21 protein-coding genes are annotated in these 17252 nt (G+C 35.0%); 18 read left to right on the top strand and 3 right to left on the bottom strand.

The window, feature by feature from the left end:
• The first annotated feature begins 87 nt into the window (after window positions 1-87).
• Both AC0J6S_RS07375 and AC0J6S_RS07380 read left to right on the top strand, forming a co-directional pair.
• Window positions 88-621, top strand: coding sequence for a helix-turn-helix domain-containing protein (locus AC0J6S_RS07375; RefSeq protein ID WP_474956120.1), 534 nt, complete (start codon window positions 88-90; stop codon window positions 619-621).
• Complete coding sequence (locus AC0J6S_RS07380; RefSeq protein ID WP_474956121.1) at window positions 621-1454, top strand: IS3 family transposase; 834 nt, start codon at window positions 621-623, stop codon at window positions 1452-1454. The genes AC0J6S_RS07375 and AC0J6S_RS07380 overlap by 1 nt, the downstream gene beginning before the upstream one ends.
• A 70-nt stretch (window positions 1455-1524) precedes the next feature.
• Here AC0J6S_RS07380 and AC0J6S_RS07385 read toward each other — a convergent pair whose 3' ends face one another.
• The 3 genes from AC0J6S_RS07385 to AC0J6S_RS07395 all read right to left on the bottom strand — a co-directional run bounded on the left by AC0J6S_RS07385 (window position 1525) and on the right by AC0J6S_RS07395 (window position 8034).
• On the bottom strand, window positions 1525-2970 hold the full coding sequence (locus tag AC0J6S_RS07385) for a SusD/RagB family nutrient-binding outer membrane lipoprotein (RefSeq protein ID WP_474956122.1): 1446 nt from the start codon (window positions 2968-2970) through the stop codon (window positions 1525-1527).
• 11 nt (window positions 2971-2981) lie between these two features.
• A complete protein-coding gene (locus AC0J6S_RS07390; protein ID WP_474956123.1) occupies window positions 2982-6242 on the bottom strand; it encodes a SusC/RagA family TonB-linked outer membrane protein in 3261 nt (1086 codons plus the stop codon).
• Between the two features lie 85 nt (window positions 6243-6327).
• On the bottom strand, window positions 6328-8034 hold the full coding sequence (locus AC0J6S_RS07395; protein WP_474956124.1) for a BamA/TamA family outer membrane protein: 1707 nt from the start codon (window positions 8032-8034) through the stop codon (window positions 6328-6330).
• Between the two features lie 180 nt (window positions 8035-8214).
• Here AC0J6S_RS07395 and rpsL point away from each other — a divergent pair, with 180 nt between their 5' ends.
• The 16 genes from rpsL (at window position 8215) to rplX (ending at window position 17250) form a co-directional block, all read left to right on the top strand.
• The gene (gene rpsL, locus AC0J6S_RS07400) at window positions 8215-8598 is read left to right on the top strand and encodes a 30S ribosomal protein S12 (RefSeq protein WP_007136570.1); all 384 of its coding nucleotides are present in this window, start codon (window positions 8215-8217) and stop codon (window positions 8596-8598) included.
• 74 nt (window positions 8599-8672) lie between these two features.
• A complete protein-coding gene (gene rpsG, locus AC0J6S_RS07405) occupies window positions 8673-9149 on the top strand; it encodes a 30S ribosomal protein S7 (protein WP_035668130.1) in 477 nt (158 codons plus the stop codon).
• Window positions 9150-9159: 10 nt separating this feature from the next.
• The gene (gene fusA, locus AC0J6S_RS07410) at window positions 9160-11316 is read left to right on the top strand and encodes an elongation factor G (protein WP_474956125.1); all 2157 of its coding nucleotides are present in this window, start codon (window positions 9160-9162) and stop codon (window positions 11314-11316) included.
• 11 nt (window positions 11317-11327) lie between these two features.
• Entirely contained in the window at window positions 11328-11633 is a 306-nt protein-coding gene (gene rpsJ, locus AC0J6S_RS07415; protein WP_011963470.1) for a 30S ribosomal protein S10, read from the top strand.
• 154 nt (window positions 11634-11787) lie between these two features.
• Complete coding sequence (gene rplC / locus AC0J6S_RS07420) at window positions 11788-12405, top strand: 50S ribosomal protein L3 (RefSeq protein WP_035619642.1); 618 nt, start codon at window positions 11788-11790, stop codon at window positions 12403-12405.
• The gene (rplD, locus tag AC0J6S_RS07425) at window positions 12405-13034 is read left to right on the top strand and encodes a 50S ribosomal protein L4 (RefSeq protein WP_474956126.1); all 630 of its coding nucleotides are present in this window, start codon (window positions 12405-12407) and stop codon (window positions 13032-13034) included. The genes rplC and rplD overlap by 1 nt, the downstream gene beginning before the upstream one ends.
• A gap of 6 nt (window positions 13035-13040) precedes the next feature.
• Window positions 13041-13331, top strand: coding sequence for a 50S ribosomal protein L23 (rplW, locus tag AC0J6S_RS07430; RefSeq protein WP_035668124.1), 291 nt, complete (start codon window positions 13041-13043; stop codon window positions 13329-13331).
• A gap of 6 nt (window positions 13332-13337) precedes the next feature.
• Window positions 13338-14162 carry a 50S ribosomal protein L2 gene (rplB, locus tag AC0J6S_RS07435; RefSeq protein ID WP_035668122.1) on the top strand — a complete coding sequence of 275 codons (825 nt, stop codon included), beginning with the start codon at window positions 13338-13340 and terminating at the stop codon, window positions 14160-14162.
• Window positions 14163-14169: 7 nt separating this feature from the next.
• Entirely contained in the window at window positions 14170-14448 is a 279-nt protein-coding gene (gene rpsS, locus AC0J6S_RS07440; RefSeq protein WP_007136562.1) for a 30S ribosomal protein S19, read from the top strand.
• Window positions 14449-14454: 6 nt separating this feature from the next.
• Entirely contained in the window at window positions 14455-14865 is a 411-nt protein-coding gene (rplV, locus tag AC0J6S_RS07445; RefSeq protein ID WP_173852650.1) for a 50S ribosomal protein L22, read from the top strand.
• A gap of 6 nt (window positions 14866-14871) precedes the next feature.
• The gene (gene rpsC, locus AC0J6S_RS07450) at window positions 14872-15630 is read left to right on the top strand and encodes a 30S ribosomal protein S3 (protein ID WP_066081035.1); all 759 of its coding nucleotides are present in this window, start codon (window positions 14872-14874) and stop codon (window positions 15628-15630) included.
• Window positions 15631-15649: 19 nt separating this feature from the next.
• Window positions 15650-16075, top strand: a complete 426-nt coding sequence (gene rplP, locus AC0J6S_RS07455; protein ID WP_007803637.1) for a 50S ribosomal protein L16 — start codon at window positions 15650-15652, stop codon at window positions 16073-16075.
• Between the two features lie 13 nt (window positions 16076-16088).
• Complete coding sequence (gene rpmC, locus AC0J6S_RS07460) at window positions 16089-16274, top strand: 50S ribosomal protein L29 (RefSeq protein ID WP_091203666.1); 186 nt, start codon at window positions 16089-16091, stop codon at window positions 16272-16274.
• A gap of 17 nt (window positions 16275-16291) precedes the next feature.
• Complete coding sequence (rpsQ, locus tag AC0J6S_RS07465; RefSeq protein ID WP_091173701.1) at window positions 16292-16552, top strand: 30S ribosomal protein S17; 261 nt, start codon at window positions 16292-16294, stop codon at window positions 16550-16552.
• A 2-nt stretch (window positions 16553-16554) separates the two neighbouring features.
• Window positions 16555-16923: a 50S ribosomal protein L14 gene (rplN, locus tag AC0J6S_RS07470; protein ID WP_026717863.1), complete on the top strand. Its 369-nt coding sequence runs from the start codon at window positions 16555-16557 to the stop codon at window positions 16921-16923.
• A 12-nt stretch (window positions 16924-16935) separates the two neighbouring features.
• Window positions 16936-17250: a 50S ribosomal protein L24 gene (rplX, locus tag AC0J6S_RS07475; RefSeq protein WP_474956127.1), complete on the top strand. Its 315-nt coding sequence runs from the start codon at window positions 16936-16938 to the stop codon at window positions 17248-17250.
• Window positions 17251-17252: the final 2 nt, after the last annotated feature.

Consider the following 17252-nt stretch of genomic DNA (forward strand, 5'->3'; position numbering starts at 1 on the left):
CTTTTTTTCTGAGTAATCTAATGATAAAAAAAGGTAGTATTAATTGAACTGCCCCCAAATAATTAGACATTATCTGGGGGTATTTTTATGGAAAGAAAAGTCAGTTACAATTATGATTTTAAACTTCGATGTGTAAATGAAGTTTTAAAAAATCGTCAATCACTAAGTGTCATCACTAAAGAGAATAACATAGGCACAACCAGCCTTAAAGATTGGATTAGGTGGTATCTTAAATTTGGAAACGAAGGTCTTTTGCCTGTCCAAAAAAACGCAAATTATATTATAAGCTTTAAGTTAAAAGTTCTACAAAGTATTGAAAGCAAGTCATTATCTTTGAGTCAAGCCTGTTTAATACTTAATATTCCGACAAGTTCGATAATAAGACGTTGGCAAAGGGAATATGCAAAAGAAGGTTCGGCAGGTTTAAAACCTAAACTCAAAGGAAGACCAGCATCTATGAATTTTAAGAGAAAACAACGAAAAACAGACAAACCATTAACCAGGGAAGAAGAACTTTTAAAGGAACTGGCATATTTGCGAGCAGAGAACGAAATTTTAAAAAAGTTCAATACCTTAATTCAAGCCGAACAAGCCAATCAAAACAAAAGGCTCAAACCATAATGGAATTAAGGCATAAATATAATTTAGAGGTTCTTCTCAATTGCATGAAAATGGTCAGAAGTAGTTATTATTACCATGAAAAAAGAAGTCAATTAATCGACAAATACAAAGACATTAAAGAATTGATTAAGCAGATTTACAACCACCATAAAGGCCGATTGGGTTACCGTCGTATTACTTTGGCAATCAAACAAAAAGGAATTGTAATTAATCACAAAACGGTATTGCGATTAATGAAGGTTCTAGGATTAAAAAGTTTAATACGATTAAAAAAATATAAATCATATAAAGGAGAACAAGGGAAGATAGCTCCTAATATATTACAGCGAAATTTTAAGGCAACAGCACCCAACCAAAAGTGGGCAACCGATATAACGGAGTTTAATATCTCTGGCAATAAATTGTATCTCTCGCCTATTATTGATTTATTTAACGGAGAAATAATAAGTTATGAATTATCGGAAAGACCCAATTTTAATCAAATAAGCAATATGCTTAAAAAGTCTTTTAAATGTATACCTAATAATTCTAATCTAATATTGCACTCAGACCAAGGCTGGCAATATCAAATGAAACAATATCAAATGCTTTTGAAAGAAAAAGGATTAATACAAAGTATGTCTCGAAAAGGGAACTGTTTAGATAATGCAATTATTGAAAACTTCTTTGGAATATTAAAATCAGAACTGTTTTATATTATGAAATTCAAAGACATCAATCATTTGAAAAATGAAATTAAAGAGTATATCAAATATTACAATAATGAAAGAATAAAACTGAATTTAAACGGAATGAGCCCGACACAATATCGGGCTCATTATTATCAAAATTAATTATAAATTTGTCTAAACTTTTGGGTGCAGTCTATTTAAGGGCAGCCTTTAATTACTTTAACTGTAATTTCTAGTTTACGTCCCAAAAAAGTTTTGTAGTTTGTTCATCTCCTCCTATGGCTGCAGAAGCTGCAGTGTAGTTAGTTTTGTTTAAATTTTGTTCGCTGATAGGATATGTATATCTCGTAGGAACTGGCAATTCAGAAACTGCTGGTATGTTGAAACCTGGAATGTCATAAGTTCTCCAAGCAGTCCATGCTTCAAAGCCTCTGTTGTACATAGCCAACCAAAGTTGATTACCTATTTTTACTCTCCATGATCCTGGTGCAGTTGCATAGGCTACATTAGGGTTAAGTAAGTAATTTGTAATACCTGATGCACCCCATTGTTCAAATGAAGCTGTTATACCTCTGTTGTAAAATCCTGCTGCTAGAGTTGGAGTTCCTGAAATAGAACGTTCAGCGGCATCAGCTAAATAAAAGCTTACTTCTGAGTAATCTAATAAAGAGGCTGGATTAGTTGGATTTGCTACTATGTCACCAATTTGTGTATAAGACGAAAAACTATTATTTGCGCCGTAAGGTCCACCTTCATAAACTCCTACACCTAAATTTTGTTTAAAATAAACTTCTCTTCTCGGGTCATTAAGATTATTCATGAAATCTACTAATGTATTAGCTACAACGAAATCAGATCTTCCAGATTGAACTAGATCAACCCACACCGGATTTGTATTTGGAGAAGAACTTTCATAATGTAAAGATGCATTATCCGCATTTGAAGTAAACACACCTCCGCTGATAGCAGTTGTGATTGCTGTCTGAGCAACTGTTGATAAGGCAGTAACATCAGCAATACGAATACCCATTCTTAGCTTTAAAGAATTACCGAATTTTTTCCAAGAAGCAACGTTTCCAGAATAAATTGGATCCACAGCGGCAAATCCACTATTAGTTAAATTTGGAATTGCAACATTTAAGCGTGTAAGTAAGTCTGCATAAATAGTAGCTGCATCATCATATTTAGGTAAAATAAATGTACCAGGATCTAATGATTGAGAATAAGGTATGTCTCCGAAAGTCTCGACTAAGTTAGCCCAAGCATAAATACTCAATATTTCAATTTGAGCTTTTCTTGAATCCTTAGTTTGTTGAGAAAAAGTAGGGCTTATAGGAGTTGCTTCAGTATTATTTTTTGCTGTATTTAAATCTAAAATAACATCTCTGTACATTTCAGACCAGTGAGCATTAGTAATATTACGCGTATTGAAGTCGTAATTGGCCTCATCTACATACGTTGTTTCAGTCCAGTGTTGCCCTAACATCCTAAAGATATTAGTGTTCACATTTGTACTTGTCATTTGATCCACTAAACTCTTAGTTGCACTATTGAATAAAAATGATGCGTTAACCTGAGTCGGATTCTTTGGGTCTCTATTTAAGTCTTCATATGCATCATCAGATTGGCACGATACTAGAGCTAAAATAGATAATGCTGTTATTATTATCTTTTTCATAATTTAATTTTTTAAAACTGTAATTTAAAACTTACTCCAATTTCTCTAATAGAAGGGTAAGCACCAGATTGGTAACCCTGAACGTTTCCAGAACTTAACCCAGCTTCAGGATCAGCATATGGAGTATTTTTGTCAATAATCCATAAGTTTCTACCAATGATTGAGAATGAAGCGTTAGTAAAAGGTAATCTATCTAATGTTTTACCACTGAAAATATACGTTAAACTAGCTTCACGTAATTTGATATAACCAGCATCGTAAACGTGTAATTTATTAGGAGCTCTTGCGTAACCCCATGGGTTTTGATAAGTATCAGCATTCGCTCTTACTGTGTTAGGTGTGCCATCAGGAGCAACACCAGGTAATATTACACCACCAGAGTTTGCGCCGTAATTCCCAGGCGTTCCTACTACTGCATCTCTTACTGGATTGCCTAAATCGTTGTTTCCAGCAGAGAAATCATACATACCTGTAGCATAACCATACCATGTATCAAGTGAGAAAACATCTCCACCTTTTTGCATGTCAATTAAGAAACTTAAATTTACATTTTTGTAAGTAAAACTGTTATTAAGACCAGCCTTCCAGTCAGGATTGATATCACCAATCACACTATTATTTGTGCTAGTTCTTTGGTATGAACCGATTCTTGTTGCTGACCCAGTTTGGTTAACGATAGGTTGTCCATTTGCAGCATAAATAAAGTCGCTACCTCTAATAGTCCCATAAGGTTGACCTGGCGTAGCATTGATAGATATACCACCCTGTAAACTTGCAATTTGTAGGTTTTCAATTCCGTTTAATAATTCAACAACTAAACTTTTATTTTGAGACCAGTTTAGGTTTAAATCCCATTTAAAATCAGCAGTTTTAAAAGGTGTAGCATTCAATTGAACTTCAATACCTTTGTTTTCGATGGTTCCCGCGTTCAATAGCGCTTGAGAGTATCCAGTTGAAGTAGATAATGGAATAGGTGTTATTTGGTTAATATTTTGGTTGTTGTAATAGGATATGTCAAAACCAACGCGTTTTTTAAAAAATGACATTTCTAAACCAAGTTCATAACTATTTTGTCTTTCAGGTAATAAATTCAGGTTAGCTTGTGCTCCTGGATTTGATGCAATACCATTTCCGTTGAATGGAGTTCCAATACCAAATGTATTAAATACATTGTAAGGATTGGTGTCACTACCAACTTCTGCATAATTAGCACGAACTTTACCAAATGATAACCATGGCGCATTAATCAACTCAGAGAAAATTAAACTTCCTGATACTGAATAATAATTAAATCTGTTATTCTCTTTAGGTAATGTAGAAGAGCGGTCAGATCTAAATGAACCTTCTAAGTAAGCATATCCATCGTACCCTAAACTTGCTCTAATGTATTCCCCATCAACTAAGCTACTTGAAGCATATTCAATAGGAGCATTAATAGGATTCACACTATTTGAAAGAGAATATAAACCTCTTAGGTTTAAACCTCCGTTTGTTTCAGCAGATATACTGTTGATAGTATTGTTTCTTAAGTTGAAACCGATGTTTCCTTCTAAATTTAATTTTTCAGTTAAATCTTTATTGAAGTTTAGCATTGCGTCATAATTATATTCAGAAACATTTCTATTTCGTCTAGTATATTTAGATACATCAGCACTTCCTACATTGATTCTTTCTTCTTGGATCTCTCCGAAAGTGTCAAATGAGAATCTTCCCATTACGCTCAACCAGTCATTTATTTTGTGATCTAAAGCAACGTTACCAAAGTATCTTGATCTAGTATCATTTTGATAATTCTCGTAAAAAGTCCAATATGGATTGTCAGAATAGATAGGTCTTAGATTTGTAGCACTATTTGGATTCCAAGAAATATTATCTCCTGTTGCAAAGTAAGCATCTTTTTGTTCTCCGAAATCAACATTCATTTGATTCCATTGTCTAAATTGTTGCATAACGTTCCCAGAAGAGTACCCAGTACCATTTCTTCCTTTACCATCTGCTTTTACAAAATTTAGACTTGTAGATACTGTTAATTTATCCGAAAGTTCTTGGGATCCTGAAAAAGTGATTGTATTTCTTCTTAGGTTACTGTTTGGTAAGTTTCCTTCTGAAAGCAAGTTAGTAAAACCTAATCTGAAAGTACTGCTATCAGTACCTCCGTCTAATGAAACTGAGTTGACAGCTGTGCTGCTTGTTCCCCAAACGGAATTTGGATTATTTTTTCCAGCTACCCATGGTGTTGCTTTTTGGTATGTATCTGTCAATTGCGGATACAGGGAATTCCATTGGTAAATCAACAAACTTGGATCAAATGCAGCTCCATATGAAGCATCTTCTGTAAATGGTGTAGTTAAATCAGGAATTCCATCTCCATTGATATCTGCTTGATTAAAATATGCGTCTTCGTTTGGTCCATAAAAAGGACCATAACCAGCACCATATTTGTTTTGATATTTAGGTAATGTTTCTTTATCAGCATTTCCTAAAGTCATACTAGAAGAAACAGTAACACCAAGACCCTTACGTTTTTTTCCTTTTTTAGTAACAATCATCACAACACCTTTAGAAGCACGAGACCCGTAAAGTGCTGTTGCAGCTGCTCCTTTAAGAACGTTGATAGACTCAATGTCATCTGGGTTGATATCTGATGCTGCGTTTCCGTAGTCATAACCACCTCCTCCAGCTTGCTGGGTGCCAAGATTTGAGTTGCCGTTATCTATTGGAACTCCGTCAACAACAAATAATGCTTGGTTATTACCCGTAATAGAACTGTTACCTCTTACTACTACTTGAGTTGAACCACCAAAATTTCCTGATGTTTTGATGTTTAAACCAGCCACTTTTCCAGAAAGTGAATTCACAAAATTCTGGCTTTTTACATTAGAAACCTCTTCTCCACCAACTTGTTGTGTCGCATAGCCTAAAGCTTTTTTCTCTCTTTTGATACCTAAGGCTGTAACTACAACTCCTTCAAGTTCCATTGCATCATCTGCTAATTTTATATTCACAGTTGAAGACCCAGCTGACATTTCTTGAGTTTTCATCCCAATGTAGCTAAATACCAAGACCTGACTTGGAGTTGCCCTGATAGAGTATTTTCCATCAAAATCAGTTTGTGTTCCAGTTTGCGTTCCTTTCACTAATACACTCACGCCTGGTAAAGGCATTCCTGCATTGTCAGAAACGACACCTGAAACAGCTCTTTCTTGCGCAAAGGTAATTTGCGCCACAAGTACTATTAATAGTACTAAGAATCCATTAAACTTTAGTTTCATTTTTTAATATTTTGAATTAGTCTCGCAAACTTCTTAATAATATGTTAACTTTCCTAATATAAAAAAGTCTATTTCTTTTTTAAAATTAAAATTTAACATTATAGCTAATATGAATAATTGAGTTGGAAATTTTGAATTGTTGATTTTTAGCACTGCCATTTGCGACAGCTAATTTTAGCAATCCATTTTTTGTTTGTAATCCTATTCCAAAGCCTGCGCCAATTAAGTTTTGGGTTTTATCACTTATATCTAAACCTGTTTTATTTTTATAAAGGCAGTAGTCAAGAATGGAATGAATGTATAAATTGGAGGAAAGAATATATCTGTATTCTGTAAGAATCGATGTTGTAAAATAAGCCTGTAAGCTGTTTTCAGTAAAACCTCTCACGCTTTTGAATCCTCCAAAACGAAACAATTCATTAATAATGTAATTGTTGCTTCTCAGATAGTAATTTTGGCTGTTTAAGTTTATTGAATTCTTTTTATTCAAGTAGATGTTATGCATAGCTTGAATATTTGCGAAAAATTGCTTGTTTTTTGAATTTTCAATTAATAAGTTACGATCTCTCTTTCCTATTCCTACGGATGTGAAAAATTTTGATTTTATTGGAAAAATAGTTTTGTCGTTGTCTAGTTTTGTATATTCAAAACTGGATGTTATGTAAGAATTGTTAAAATCACTAATCGAGGCGTTGTTTGAGTTTTGTATATCACTTGATTCCGTAGATTGGTATCCCAAATAAATCCGTGTGTTATAAGTGGCAGAGTAGCTCAAATCAAAGGCGGTTTTTGTATTTTGGAAAGTTGTGTCTTGTCTGAATAATTGAATTTGCGCCTTTAATCCTATGGGGGTTTTCAGTAAATAGGGAATTTCAATCTGGGCATTAAAAGTTTTCTGATCGTTGCCGTCACTTTTCCAAAATACTGACAGTTGTTCGCCGGCAGCTAAAATATTTTCTAGCTTCACATCTAAATATCCATTTAGGGTTAATTTGCTGTTGTTGTCGTTTGAAAAACCAAAGAAACCATCAAATGTATTAGAATTCTTTTTTTCGAGATATACGTAGACTTTTGTTGTGTCTTTTGTAAATAGGATTTCAGGGTATTTGATTTGGTTTACAAAACCAAATGTATTGAAGTCACTATAAATTTCTTCTACTGTTTTTTGGTTAAAAATGTAATTATTGTATTTTTTATTAATTTGTGTCAAATGTCCCTTAGGAAATTTATTGGATTGCGTTTTATCTGAATATTGTATCAGAATAGAATTGAGTTTTCTTTTTTTGTTGGATTCTAATATTAATTCAGCATGAAGAGTGTTTTTGTCTCTCTTTATATTTATTAGTTTTAGTACGGCTAAAGCGTACCCTTTTTGTTCTAATTTTTGTATGGTTTCTTTTAGAAAGGAATCTGTATCAAAATACGGTAATTCAATGTTGTTGTTTTTTTTGGTTAAGGTAATTGTGTTATTTAATAATTCGTCGCTACCTATATATATGTGTATAGATTTTATTTGTTTGCCTAAATTTAGTTTTGTGACGTAACTAGAGTCGTTTGCTTTTTGAAAATCAGTAAGGCTGTTCTCAATGTATCCTATTTTCGAAAGTTTGCGCGATATTTCACTTATTTCGTCCTGAACCGATTTTGTTTTTTTGTGTTTTCTAAGGTAAGATATCGAGTCGATTGTTCTTGTTTCGGATGTAGAGCCTCCAGTTATTTGTAAGTGTAAATTTTGAGCAGAAGAATTGCATCCAAAAATCAAAAATAAAAGAAAAAGGAAAGCTGTTTTCAAAGGAATATTTATTTAAATAAATGTAACGCAAATATCTAATGTTTGTGATAAAAATCAAATGATAAAATAATCTTATTGAAAATTAATAGATTAACGTTTGTAGAGTAAAAAATATTTTCTACATTTGCAACCCCGTAAAAAGCGGGAATTTAATATAATAAGAAATTTTTAGTATTAATTATGCCAACAATTCAACAATTAGTAAGAACAGGAAGAACTCAGATAACTAAGAAGAGTAAATCGGTTGCTTTAGATTCTTGTCCTCAAAGAAGAGGGGTTTGTACGCGTGTTTACACTACAACACCAAAAAAACCAAACTCTGCAATGCGTAAAGTAGCGCGTGTACGTTTGACAAATGGTAATGAAGTGAATGCTTACATCCCTGGTGAAGGACACAATTTACAAGAGCACTCGATAGTATTAGTTAGGGGTGGAAGGGTAAAGGATTTACCAGGAGTTAGATATCACATCGTTCGTGGTGCGCTTGATACGTCAGGAGTAGCAGGAAGAACGCAAAGAAGATCTAAGTACGGAGCTAAACGCCCAAAAGAAGCAAAAAAGTAATTTAAAAAGTTATTTCTTGTAGAGATGTAATTCATTACAACTGTATAATTATGACATTTTATTAAAAAAAAGACATGAGAAAAAGAGCGGCAAAGAAAAGACCACTTTTACCAGATCCAAGGTTTAATGACCAACTGGTAACACGTTTTGTGAACAACCTAATGTGGGATGGAAAAAAATCGACAGCGTTTAAAGTATTTTATGATGCAATTGACATCATTGAGTCTAAAAAACAAGATGCAGAGAAACCATCATTAGAAATTTGGAAAGATGCGTTAACCAATGTTATGCCTCACGTTGAAGTACGTAGTCGTAGAGTAGGTGGAGCTACATTTCAAATTCCAATGCAAATTCGTCCGGATAGAAAAATTTCTATGGCGATGAAGTGGTTAATTCTTTATTCTAGAAGAAGAAACGAAAAATCTATGGCTCAAAGGTTAGCTTCAGAATGTTTAGCTGCGGCTAAAGAAGAAGGAGCTGCTGTAAAGAAAAGAATGGATACTCACAAAATGGCAGAAGCTAATAAAGCATTCTCTCACTTTAGATTTTAATTCTTAAGAAATGGCTAGAGAACTTAAATATACAAGAAACATAGGAATTGCTGCTCATATTGATGCTGGTAAAACAACAACAACGGAGCGCATATTGTTCTATACGGGAAAATCACATAAAATTGGTGAAGTGCACGATGGTGCTGCAACAATGGACTGGATGGCGCAAGAGCAAGAAAGAGGTATTACAATTACTTCTGCCGCTACAACTTGCGAATGGAATTTTCCAACTACTCAAGGTAAAGTTTTACCTGAAACATTGCCTTACCACTTTAATATTATCGATACACCGGGACACGTTGACTTTACAGTTGAAGTAAACCGTTCATTGCGTGTGCTTGATGGTTTGGTTTTCTTATTTAGTGCTGTTGATGGTGTTGAGCCACAATCAGAAACTAACTGGAGATTAGCAGATCAATATAGAGTACCACGTATTGGTTTCGTTAATAAAATGGATAGACAAGGTTCTAACTTTTTGATGGTTTGTCAACAAGTAAGAGATATGTTAAAATCAAATGCGGTTGCGATCACTTTGCCGATTGGAGAAGAAAATGATTTCAAGGGTGTTGTGGATTTGGTTAAAAATCAAGCTATAGTATGGCATGAAGAAGGTTTGGGAGCAACTTACGAGATTGTGCCAATTCCAGAGGATATGCTTGAAGAAGTTAAAGAATATAGATCGATTCTTATTGAAGCAGTTGCTGATTATGATGAGACTTTGCTTGAAAAATTCATGGAAGATGAAAACTCTATTACAGAGGAAGAAATCAACATTGCATTAAGAGCAGCTGTAATGGATATGGCTATTATTCCTATGATTGCTGGTTCTTCTTTTAAAAATAAAGGAGTTCAATTCATGTTAGATGCAGTATGTAAATATTTACCATCTCCAATGGATAAAGAAGGTATCGAAGGTATTCATCCTGATGATGCTGAATTATTAGAAGAAGATCAAACTAAGATATTGCGTAAGCCAGATGTTAAAGAGCCTTTCGCTGCTTTAGCATTTAAAATTGCTACCGATCCATTCGTAGGACGTTTAGCTTTTTTCCGTGCTTATTCAGGACGCTTGGATGCAGGTTCTTATGTTTTGAACACACGTTCAGGAAACAAAGAAAGAATTTCTCGTATCTACCAAATGCATGCTAACAAGCAAAACCCAATCGATTATATCGAAGCAGGTGATATTGGAGCGGCAGTTGGGTTTAAAGATATTAAAACTGGAGATACATTGTGTGATGAAAAACACCCAATCATCTTAGAAAGTATGAAATTCCCGGCACCAGTTATTGGTATTGCTATTGAGCCTAAGACTAAGGCTGACGTAGATAAAATGGGTATGGCTTTGGCTAAATTAGCTGAAGAAGATCCTACGTTTACTGTTAGAACTGATGAAGCTTCAGGTCAGACTATTATTTCTGGTATGGGTGAGCTTCACTTAGATATCTTAGTTGATAGAATGAAACGTGAATTCAAAGTTGAAGTAAACCAAGGTGAACCTCAAGTCGAATACAAAGAAGCATTTACTAAGAAAGCACAACACAGAGAAACTTACAAAAAACAATCTGGTGGTCGTGGTAAATTCGGTGATATCGTATTTAGACTAGAACCTGCTGATGAAGTTGATGGTAAAGCTCCTGTAGGATTACAGTTTGTTAATGCTGTTAAAGGTGGTAACGTTCCTAAAGAATATATCCCATCTGTAGAAAAAGGTTTCAGAGAAGCTATGAAAACAGGTCCTTTAGCAGGATACCAAGTAGATAGTTTAAAGGTAACTTTATTAGACGGATCTTTCCACCCGGTGGATTCTGATGCACTTTCTTTTGAGCTTGCAGCAAGAATGGGTTATAGAGAGGTAGCTAAGGCGGCTGGTGCTGTTATATTAGAGCCGATCATGAAAATGGAAGTGATTACACCAGAAGAAAACATGGGTGATATCGTAGGTGATATTAACCGTCGTAGAGGTCAGGTGAATGATATGGGTGACAGAGCTGGTGCAAAAACTATTAAAGCAGATGTGCCATTATCTGAAATGTTTGGATACGTTACTACGTTAAGAACACTTTCATCAGGTAGAGCAACATCTACTATGGAATTTTCACATTACTCTGAAACGCCTTCTAATATTTCAGAAGCAGTTATCAAAAAAGCAAAAGGAAACGCATAATCTTTAAGAAAATGAGTCAAAAAATCAGAATAAAATTGAAATCTTACGATCATATGTTGGTAGACAAGTCTGCTGAGAAGATTGTAAAAACGGTAAAAAGTACCGGTGCAGTTGTTACGGGACCAATTCCATTACCAACTCACAAAAAACTTTTCACTGTTCTTCGTTCTCCGCACGTTAACAAAAAAGCGAGAGAGCAATTTGAAGTAATGTCATACAAGAGATTAATTGACATTTACTCATCTTCATCAAAAACTATTGATGCTTTGATGAAACTTGAATTACCTAGTGGTGTTGAAGTAGAGATCAAAGTTTAAATAGTTTAAGAGTAAAAAGGAACGCTGTTTTTAAGCGAAAAATATTTTTTTGGTTTGTGTGTAAATAAGTTATACATTTGCACCCACTTAAAAAATAGGATTCGGTTAAAAGCTGCGTTCTATATTTATATTTAATAATTAATAATTAATATTTATGTCTGGGTTAATTGGTAGAAAAATCGGCATGACTAGCATTTTCGACGAGAACGGGAAAAATATTCCTTGTACAGTAATCGAAGCTGGACCATGTGTTGTTACCCAAGTCAGAACCAAAGGTGTTGACGGGTACGAAGCGTTGCAACTTGGTTTCGATGACAAAAACGAGAAACATTCCACAAAAGCGGCTTTAGGTCACTTTAAAAAAGCAGGAACTGTAGCTAAGAAAAAAGTCGTTGAATTCCAAGATTTCGCAACAGAGCAAAAATTAGGAGATCTTATTGATGTTTCTATTTTTTCTGAAGGAGAATTTGTAGATGTACAGGGTGTGTCTAAAGGTAAAGGTTTTCAAGGGGTTGTAAAACGTCACGGTTTTGGTGGTGTTGGTCAAGCAACTCACGGTCAACACAACCGTTTAAGAGCGCCGGGTTCTGTAGGAGCTTCTTCTTATCCATCTAGAGTATTCAAAGGAATGCGTATGGCTGGACGTATGGGAGGAGACAATGTAAAAGTTCAAAACCTTAGAGTTTTAAAAGTAGTTGCTGAAAAGAACCTACTTGTTATAAAAGGATGCGTTCCTGGTCATAACAACTCTTATGTAATCATTCAGAAGTAATGGAAGCAAAAGTATTAGATTTCAACGGAAAAGATACTGGAAGAAAAGTTCAACTTTCTGATTCAGTATTTGGTATAGAACCAAACAATCATGCAGTATACCTTGATGTTAAGCAATATCTTGCTAATCAAAGACAAGGGACGCACAAAGCTAAAGAAAGAGCTGAAGTAGCGGGAAGTACACGTAAGATTAAAAAACAAAAAGGAACTGGTACTGCTCGTGCGGGTAGTGCAAAGAATCCATTGTTTAAAGGTGGTGGAACGGTTTTTGGACCAAGACCAAGAAGTTATTCATTCAAATTGAATAAAAGCTTGAAACGTTTGGCGAGAAAATCTGCTTTCTCAATTAAAGCTAAAGAATCGAATATTATCGTTCTTGCAGACTTTGAATTTGAGGCGCCAAGCACTAAAAATTTCATTAACGTTTTGAAAGCTTTAGAGTTAGAAAATAAAAAATCCTTGTTTGTTTTGGGTGATGTAAATAAAAATGTATATTTGTCCTCACGCAATTTAAAGGGTTCTAGCGTAGTAAGTAGCTTAGAATTAAGTACTTACGCTATATTAAACGCTAATAATTTAGTGCTTTTAGAGAGTTCTTTGGAGATAATTGAAGAAAATTTAAGTAAATAATAGGATATGAGCATCATTATTAAGCCTATAGTAACGGAAAAAGTAACCAAAGAAAGTGAAGTTTTAAATCGCTTCGGATTCGTTGTTGATAAAAAAGCAAACAAAGTACAAATTAAGAAAGCTGTTGAAGCTGCTTATGGAGTAACTATTTTGAGTGTTAACACGATGAACGTAAGGCCGGATAGAACTACAAAATACACTAAAAGTGGTTTAATCAGTGGAAAGACGAATGCAATTAAAAAAGCAATTGTTCAAGTACAAGAAGGAGAAACAATTGATTTTTACAACAATATCTAAGATAAAATGTCAGTAAGAAAATTAAAACCTATTACCCCAGGTCAGCGATTTAGAGTTGTGAATGGTTATGACGCCATTACGACTGATAAGCCGGAACGCTCTTTGATAGCGCCGATAAAAAACTCTGGTGGTAGAAATAGTCAAGGAAAGATGACCATGCGTTATACGGGTGGTGGTCACAAGCAGAGATATCGTATTATTGATTTTAAACGTACAAAAGAAGGAATTCCTGCTACGGTTAAGTCTATTGAATATGATCCAAATCGTACAGCTTTTATTGCTTTGTTAGCTTATGCTGATGGAGAGAAAACGTATGTTATTGCTCAAAACGGATTGAAAGTTGGTCAGAAATTAGTTTCTGGTCCAGAATCGCAACCTGAAATTGGTAATACTTTACCTTTAAGTAGAGTTCCGCTTGGAACTGTAATTTCTTGTATCGAATTGAGGCCAGGACAAGGAGCTGTAATTGCTCGTTCTGCTGGAACATTTGCTCAATTAATGGCAAGAGATGGAAAATATGCTACAATTAAAATGCCTTCTGGTGAAACAAGATTAATCTTGTTGACTTGTTCGGCTACAATTGGAGCGGTTTCTAATTCAGACCACCAATTAGTTGTATCTGGTAAAGCAGGTAGAACAAGATGGTTAGGAAGAAGACCTAGAACAAGACCTGTTGCAATGAACCCTGTCGATCACCCAATGGGTGGTGGTGAAGGACGTTCTTCTGGTGGACATCCACGTTCAAGAAATGGAATACCAGCTAAAGGTTATAGAACTCGTTCTAAGAAAAACCCGAGTAACAAGTATATCGTAGAACGTAGAAAGAAATAAGTAAGATATGGCACGTTCATTAAAAAAAGGACCTTTTGTTCATTATAAGTTAGACAAGAAAGTTCAAGAAAACATTGCAGGTGGAAACAAAGGAGTTGTAAAGACTTGGTCTAGAGCTTCTATGATTACTCCAGACTTTGTTGGACAAACTATCGCAGTTCATAACGGTCGTCAATTTGTACCAGTTTACGTAACAGAAAACATGGTAGGTCACAAATTAGGAGAATTTTCACCAACTAGATCTTTTAGAGGTCATGCTGGAGCAAAAAATAAAGGTAAAAAATAAGAAGCAATGGGAGTTCGTAAAAGAGAAACAGCAGATGCGAGAAAAGAGGCTAATAAGTCTATAGCTTTCGCAAAATTGAATAACTGCCCTACTTCACCTAGAAAAATGCGCTTAGTAGCGGACTTGGTAAGAGGTCAGAAGGTAGAGAGAGCACTTAACATCTTAAGATTTAGTTCTAAAGAAGCTTCAAGAAAATTAGAAAAATTGGTTTTATCTGTAATTGCCAACTGGCAAGCAAAAAACCCTGACGCTAATATGGAAGAAGCTGGGTTATTTGTTAAGGAAATCCGTGTAGACGGTGGAATGATGTTGAAAAGACTTCGTCCCGCTCCACAAGGTCGTGCTCACAGAATTAGAAAACGTTCTAATCACGTAACAATCGTGCTTGGATCTATTAATAACACACAAGCAATTTAATACAAGATGGGACAAAAGACAAATCCAATTGGAAATAGACTTGGTATCATCAGAGGATGGGACTCAAACTGGTATGGTGGAAATGATTACGGTGATAAGCTTGCCGAAGATTATAAAATCAGAAAGTATATCCATGCTCGTTTATCAAAAGCTAGTGTATCAAAAGTAATCATCGAGAGAACTTTGAAACTTGTAACCGTTACTATCACTACTGCTAGACCTGGTATCATTATCGGAAAAGGCGGGCAAGAGGTAGACAAGTTGAAAGAAGAACTTAAGAAAATTACTGATAAAGAGGTTCAAATCAACATCTTTGAAATCAAGAGACCTGAGCTTGACGCGTATCTAGTTGCTACAAGCATCTGTCGTCAAATCGAAAGCAGAATTTCTTACAGACGTGCAATCAAAATGGCTATTGCTGCATCTATGCGTATGAACGCAGAGGGTATCAAAGTTTTGATTTCTGGTCGTTTGAATGGTGCAGAGATGGCTCGTTCAGAGGGTTTCAAAGAAGGTAGAATTCCTCTATCAACTTTCAGAGCTGACATTGATTATGCTTTGGCTGAAGCTCACACTACTTATGGTAGAATGGGGATCAAAGTATGGATCATGAAAGGCGAAGTTTATGGAAAGAGAGATCTTTCACCACTTGCCGGAATGGACAAAAAACAATCTGGTGCTGGTGGTAAAGGTGGTGATTCTCCAAGAGGAGACAGAAAACCTTTTAATAAAGGTGGTAAACCAGACGCTCGTAAACGAAAGTAAATTTTTAAACTAAAAAAAAATGTTACAGCCTAAAAGAACAAAATACCGTAAGGTACAAAAAGGTAAAATGAAAGGGAATTCTCAAAGAGGACATGAACTTTCTAATGGAATGTTTGGTATTAAATCTGTACATGAAGATGGAATGTTCTTAACCTCTCGTCAAATTGAAGCTGCGCGTATTGCTGCAACTCGTTTTATGAAGAGAGAAGGACAATTATGGATCAAAATATTTCCAGACAAACCAATTACCAAGAAGCCTCTTGAGGTGCGTATGGGTAAAGGTAAAGGAGCAGTTGAGTATTGGGCTGCCGTTGTTAAACCCGGAAGAATTATGTTTGAAGTTGGAGGAGTACCTTTATCAGTTGCAAAAGAGGCGTTACGTCTTGCGGCTCAAAAGCTTCCAGTAAAAACTAAATTCGTCGTTGCTAGAGATTTCGAAGCATAATCTATATTATATTATGAAACAATCAGAAATAAAAGATCTTTCTGCAGCGGAGTTGCAAGAAAAGCTTAGCCAGACTAAGAAAACATATGCTGATCTAAAAATGGCTCACGCTATTTCGCCAATTGAGAATCCTCTTCAAATTAGAAGTGTGAGAAGAACAGTTGCAAGATTGGCTACCGAACTTACTAAAAGACAATAACTGTAGTCTGCTGAAAGATGGAAGAAAAAAGAAATTTAAGAAAAGAAAGAGTTGGTGTTGTTACTTCTGACAAAATGGATAAATCTATTGTTGTTGCTGAAGTGCGTAAGGTAAAGCACCCATTATACGGTAAGTTCGTGTTGAAAACTAAAAAGTATCACGCACACGACGAAATGAACGACTGTAACGTTGGAGATACTGTAAGGATTAGCGAAACGCGTCCTTTAAGTAAAACAAAATGTTGGAGGTTAGTTGAAATCTTAGAAAGAGCTAAATAATTATGGTACAACAAGAATCAAGACTAAAAGTAGCAGATAACACTGGAGCAAAGGAAGTTTTAACTATCCGTGTTTTAGGAGGTACCAAAAGAAGGTATGCCTCTGTTGGTGACAAGATTGTAGTTTCTATCAAAGATACTGCTCCAAACGGAAGCGTTAAAAAAGGAGCTGTTTCAACTGCAGTTGTTGTACGTACCAAAAAAGAAGTAAGAAGAGCCGATGGTTCATACATTAGATTTGATGACAACGCATGTGTGTTATTGAATGCTGCTGGTGAAATGAGAGGAACTCGTGTTTTTGGTCCGGTAGCAAGAGAACTTCGTGAAAAACAATTCATGAAAATTGTATCATTAGCACCAGAAGTGCTTTAATTCGTTTTTAAGATGATAAAGCTAAAAATAAAATCAGGTGACATTGTAAGAGTAATTGCTGGAGACCATAAAGGTGCTGAAGGTAAAGTATTACGTGTTTACCGTGAGAAAAACAAAGCGATTGTTGAAGGTGTAAACATGGTTTCAAAACATACGAAACCTAGTGCAAAAAGCCCTCAAGGTGGTATCGTAAAGAAAGAAGCTTCGATACAAATATCTAATATTTCTCTAATTGATCCTAAAACTAAGGAAACAACTAGAGTTGGTGTTAGAGTAGAAGGAGATAAGAAAGTAAGATTTTCGAAAAAATCTAATCAAGTACTATAGTA

It is taken from the genome of Flavobacterium sp. TS_SC_5 (assembly GCF_056156265.1).

Excerpts from the sequence above, each read along its gene's own strand:
- rpsG (WP_035668130.1), top strand. The coding sequence starts at position 8,673 with ATGAGAAAAAGAGCGGCAAAGAAAAGACCACTTTTACCAGATCCAAGG.
- rplP (WP_007803637.1), top strand. The coding sequence starts at position 15,650 with ATGTTACAGCCTAAAAGAACAAAATACCGTAAGGTACAAAAAGGTAAA.
- AC0J6S_RS07390 (WP_474956123.1), bottom strand. The coding sequence starts at position 6,242 with ATGAAACTAAAGTTTAATGGATTCTTAGTACTATTAATAGTACTTGTG.
- rplD (WP_474956126.1), top strand. The coding sequence starts at position 12,405 with ATGGAAGCAAAAGTATTAGATTTCAACGGAAAAGATACTGGAAGAAAA.
- rplC (WP_035619642.1), top strand. The coding sequence starts at position 11,788 with ATGTCTGGGTTAATTGGTAGAAAAATCGGCATGACTAGCATTTTCGAC.
- AC0J6S_RS07385 (WP_474956122.1), bottom strand. The coding sequence starts at position 2,970 with ATGAAAAAGATAATAATAACAGCATTATCTATTTTAGCTCTAGTATCG.
- rpmC (WP_091203666.1), top strand. The coding sequence starts at position 16,089 with ATGAAACAATCAGAAATAAAAGATCTTTCTGCAGCGGAGTTGCAAGAA.
- AC0J6S_RS07380 (WP_474956121.1), top strand. The coding sequence starts at position 621 with ATGGAATTAAGGCATAAATATAATTTAGAGGTTCTTCTCAATTGCATG.
- rplB (WP_035668122.1), top strand. The coding sequence starts at position 13,338 with ATGTCAGTAAGAAAATTAAAACCTATTACCCCAGGTCAGCGATTTAGA.
- fusA (WP_474956125.1), top strand. The coding sequence starts at position 9,160 with ATGGCTAGAGAACTTAAATATACAAGAAACATAGGAATTGCTGCTCAT.
- rpsL (WP_007136570.1), top strand. The coding sequence starts at position 8,215 with ATGCCAACAATTCAACAATTAGTAAGAACAGGAAGAACTCAGATAACT.
- AC0J6S_RS07375 (WP_474956120.1), top strand. The coding sequence starts at position 88 with ATGGAAAGAAAAGTCAGTTACAATTATGATTTTAAACTTCGATGTGTA.
- rpsC (WP_066081035.1), top strand. The coding sequence starts at position 14,872 with ATGGGACAAAAGACAAATCCAATTGGAAATAGACTTGGTATCATCAGA.
- rplX (WP_474956127.1), top strand. The coding sequence starts at position 16,936 with ATGATAAAGCTAAAAATAAAATCAGGTGACATTGTAAGAGTAATTGCT.
- rplW (WP_035668124.1), top strand. The coding sequence starts at position 13,041 with ATGAGCATCATTATTAAGCCTATAGTAACGGAAAAAGTAACCAAAGAA.
- rplN (WP_026717863.1), top strand. The coding sequence starts at position 16,555 with ATGGTACAACAAGAATCAAGACTAAAAGTAGCAGATAACACTGGAGCA.
- rpsQ (WP_091173701.1), top strand. The coding sequence starts at position 16,292 with ATGGAAGAAAAAAGAAATTTAAGAAAAGAAAGAGTTGGTGTTGTTACT.
- rplV (WP_173852650.1), top strand. The coding sequence starts at position 14,455 with ATGGGAGTTCGTAAAAGAGAAACAGCAGATGCGAGAAAAGAGGCTAAT.
- rpsS (WP_007136562.1), top strand. The coding sequence starts at position 14,170 with ATGGCACGTTCATTAAAAAAAGGACCTTTTGTTCATTATAAGTTAGAC.
- rpsJ (WP_011963470.1), top strand. The coding sequence starts at position 11,328 with ATGAGTCAAAAAATCAGAATAAAATTGAAATCTTACGATCATATGTTG.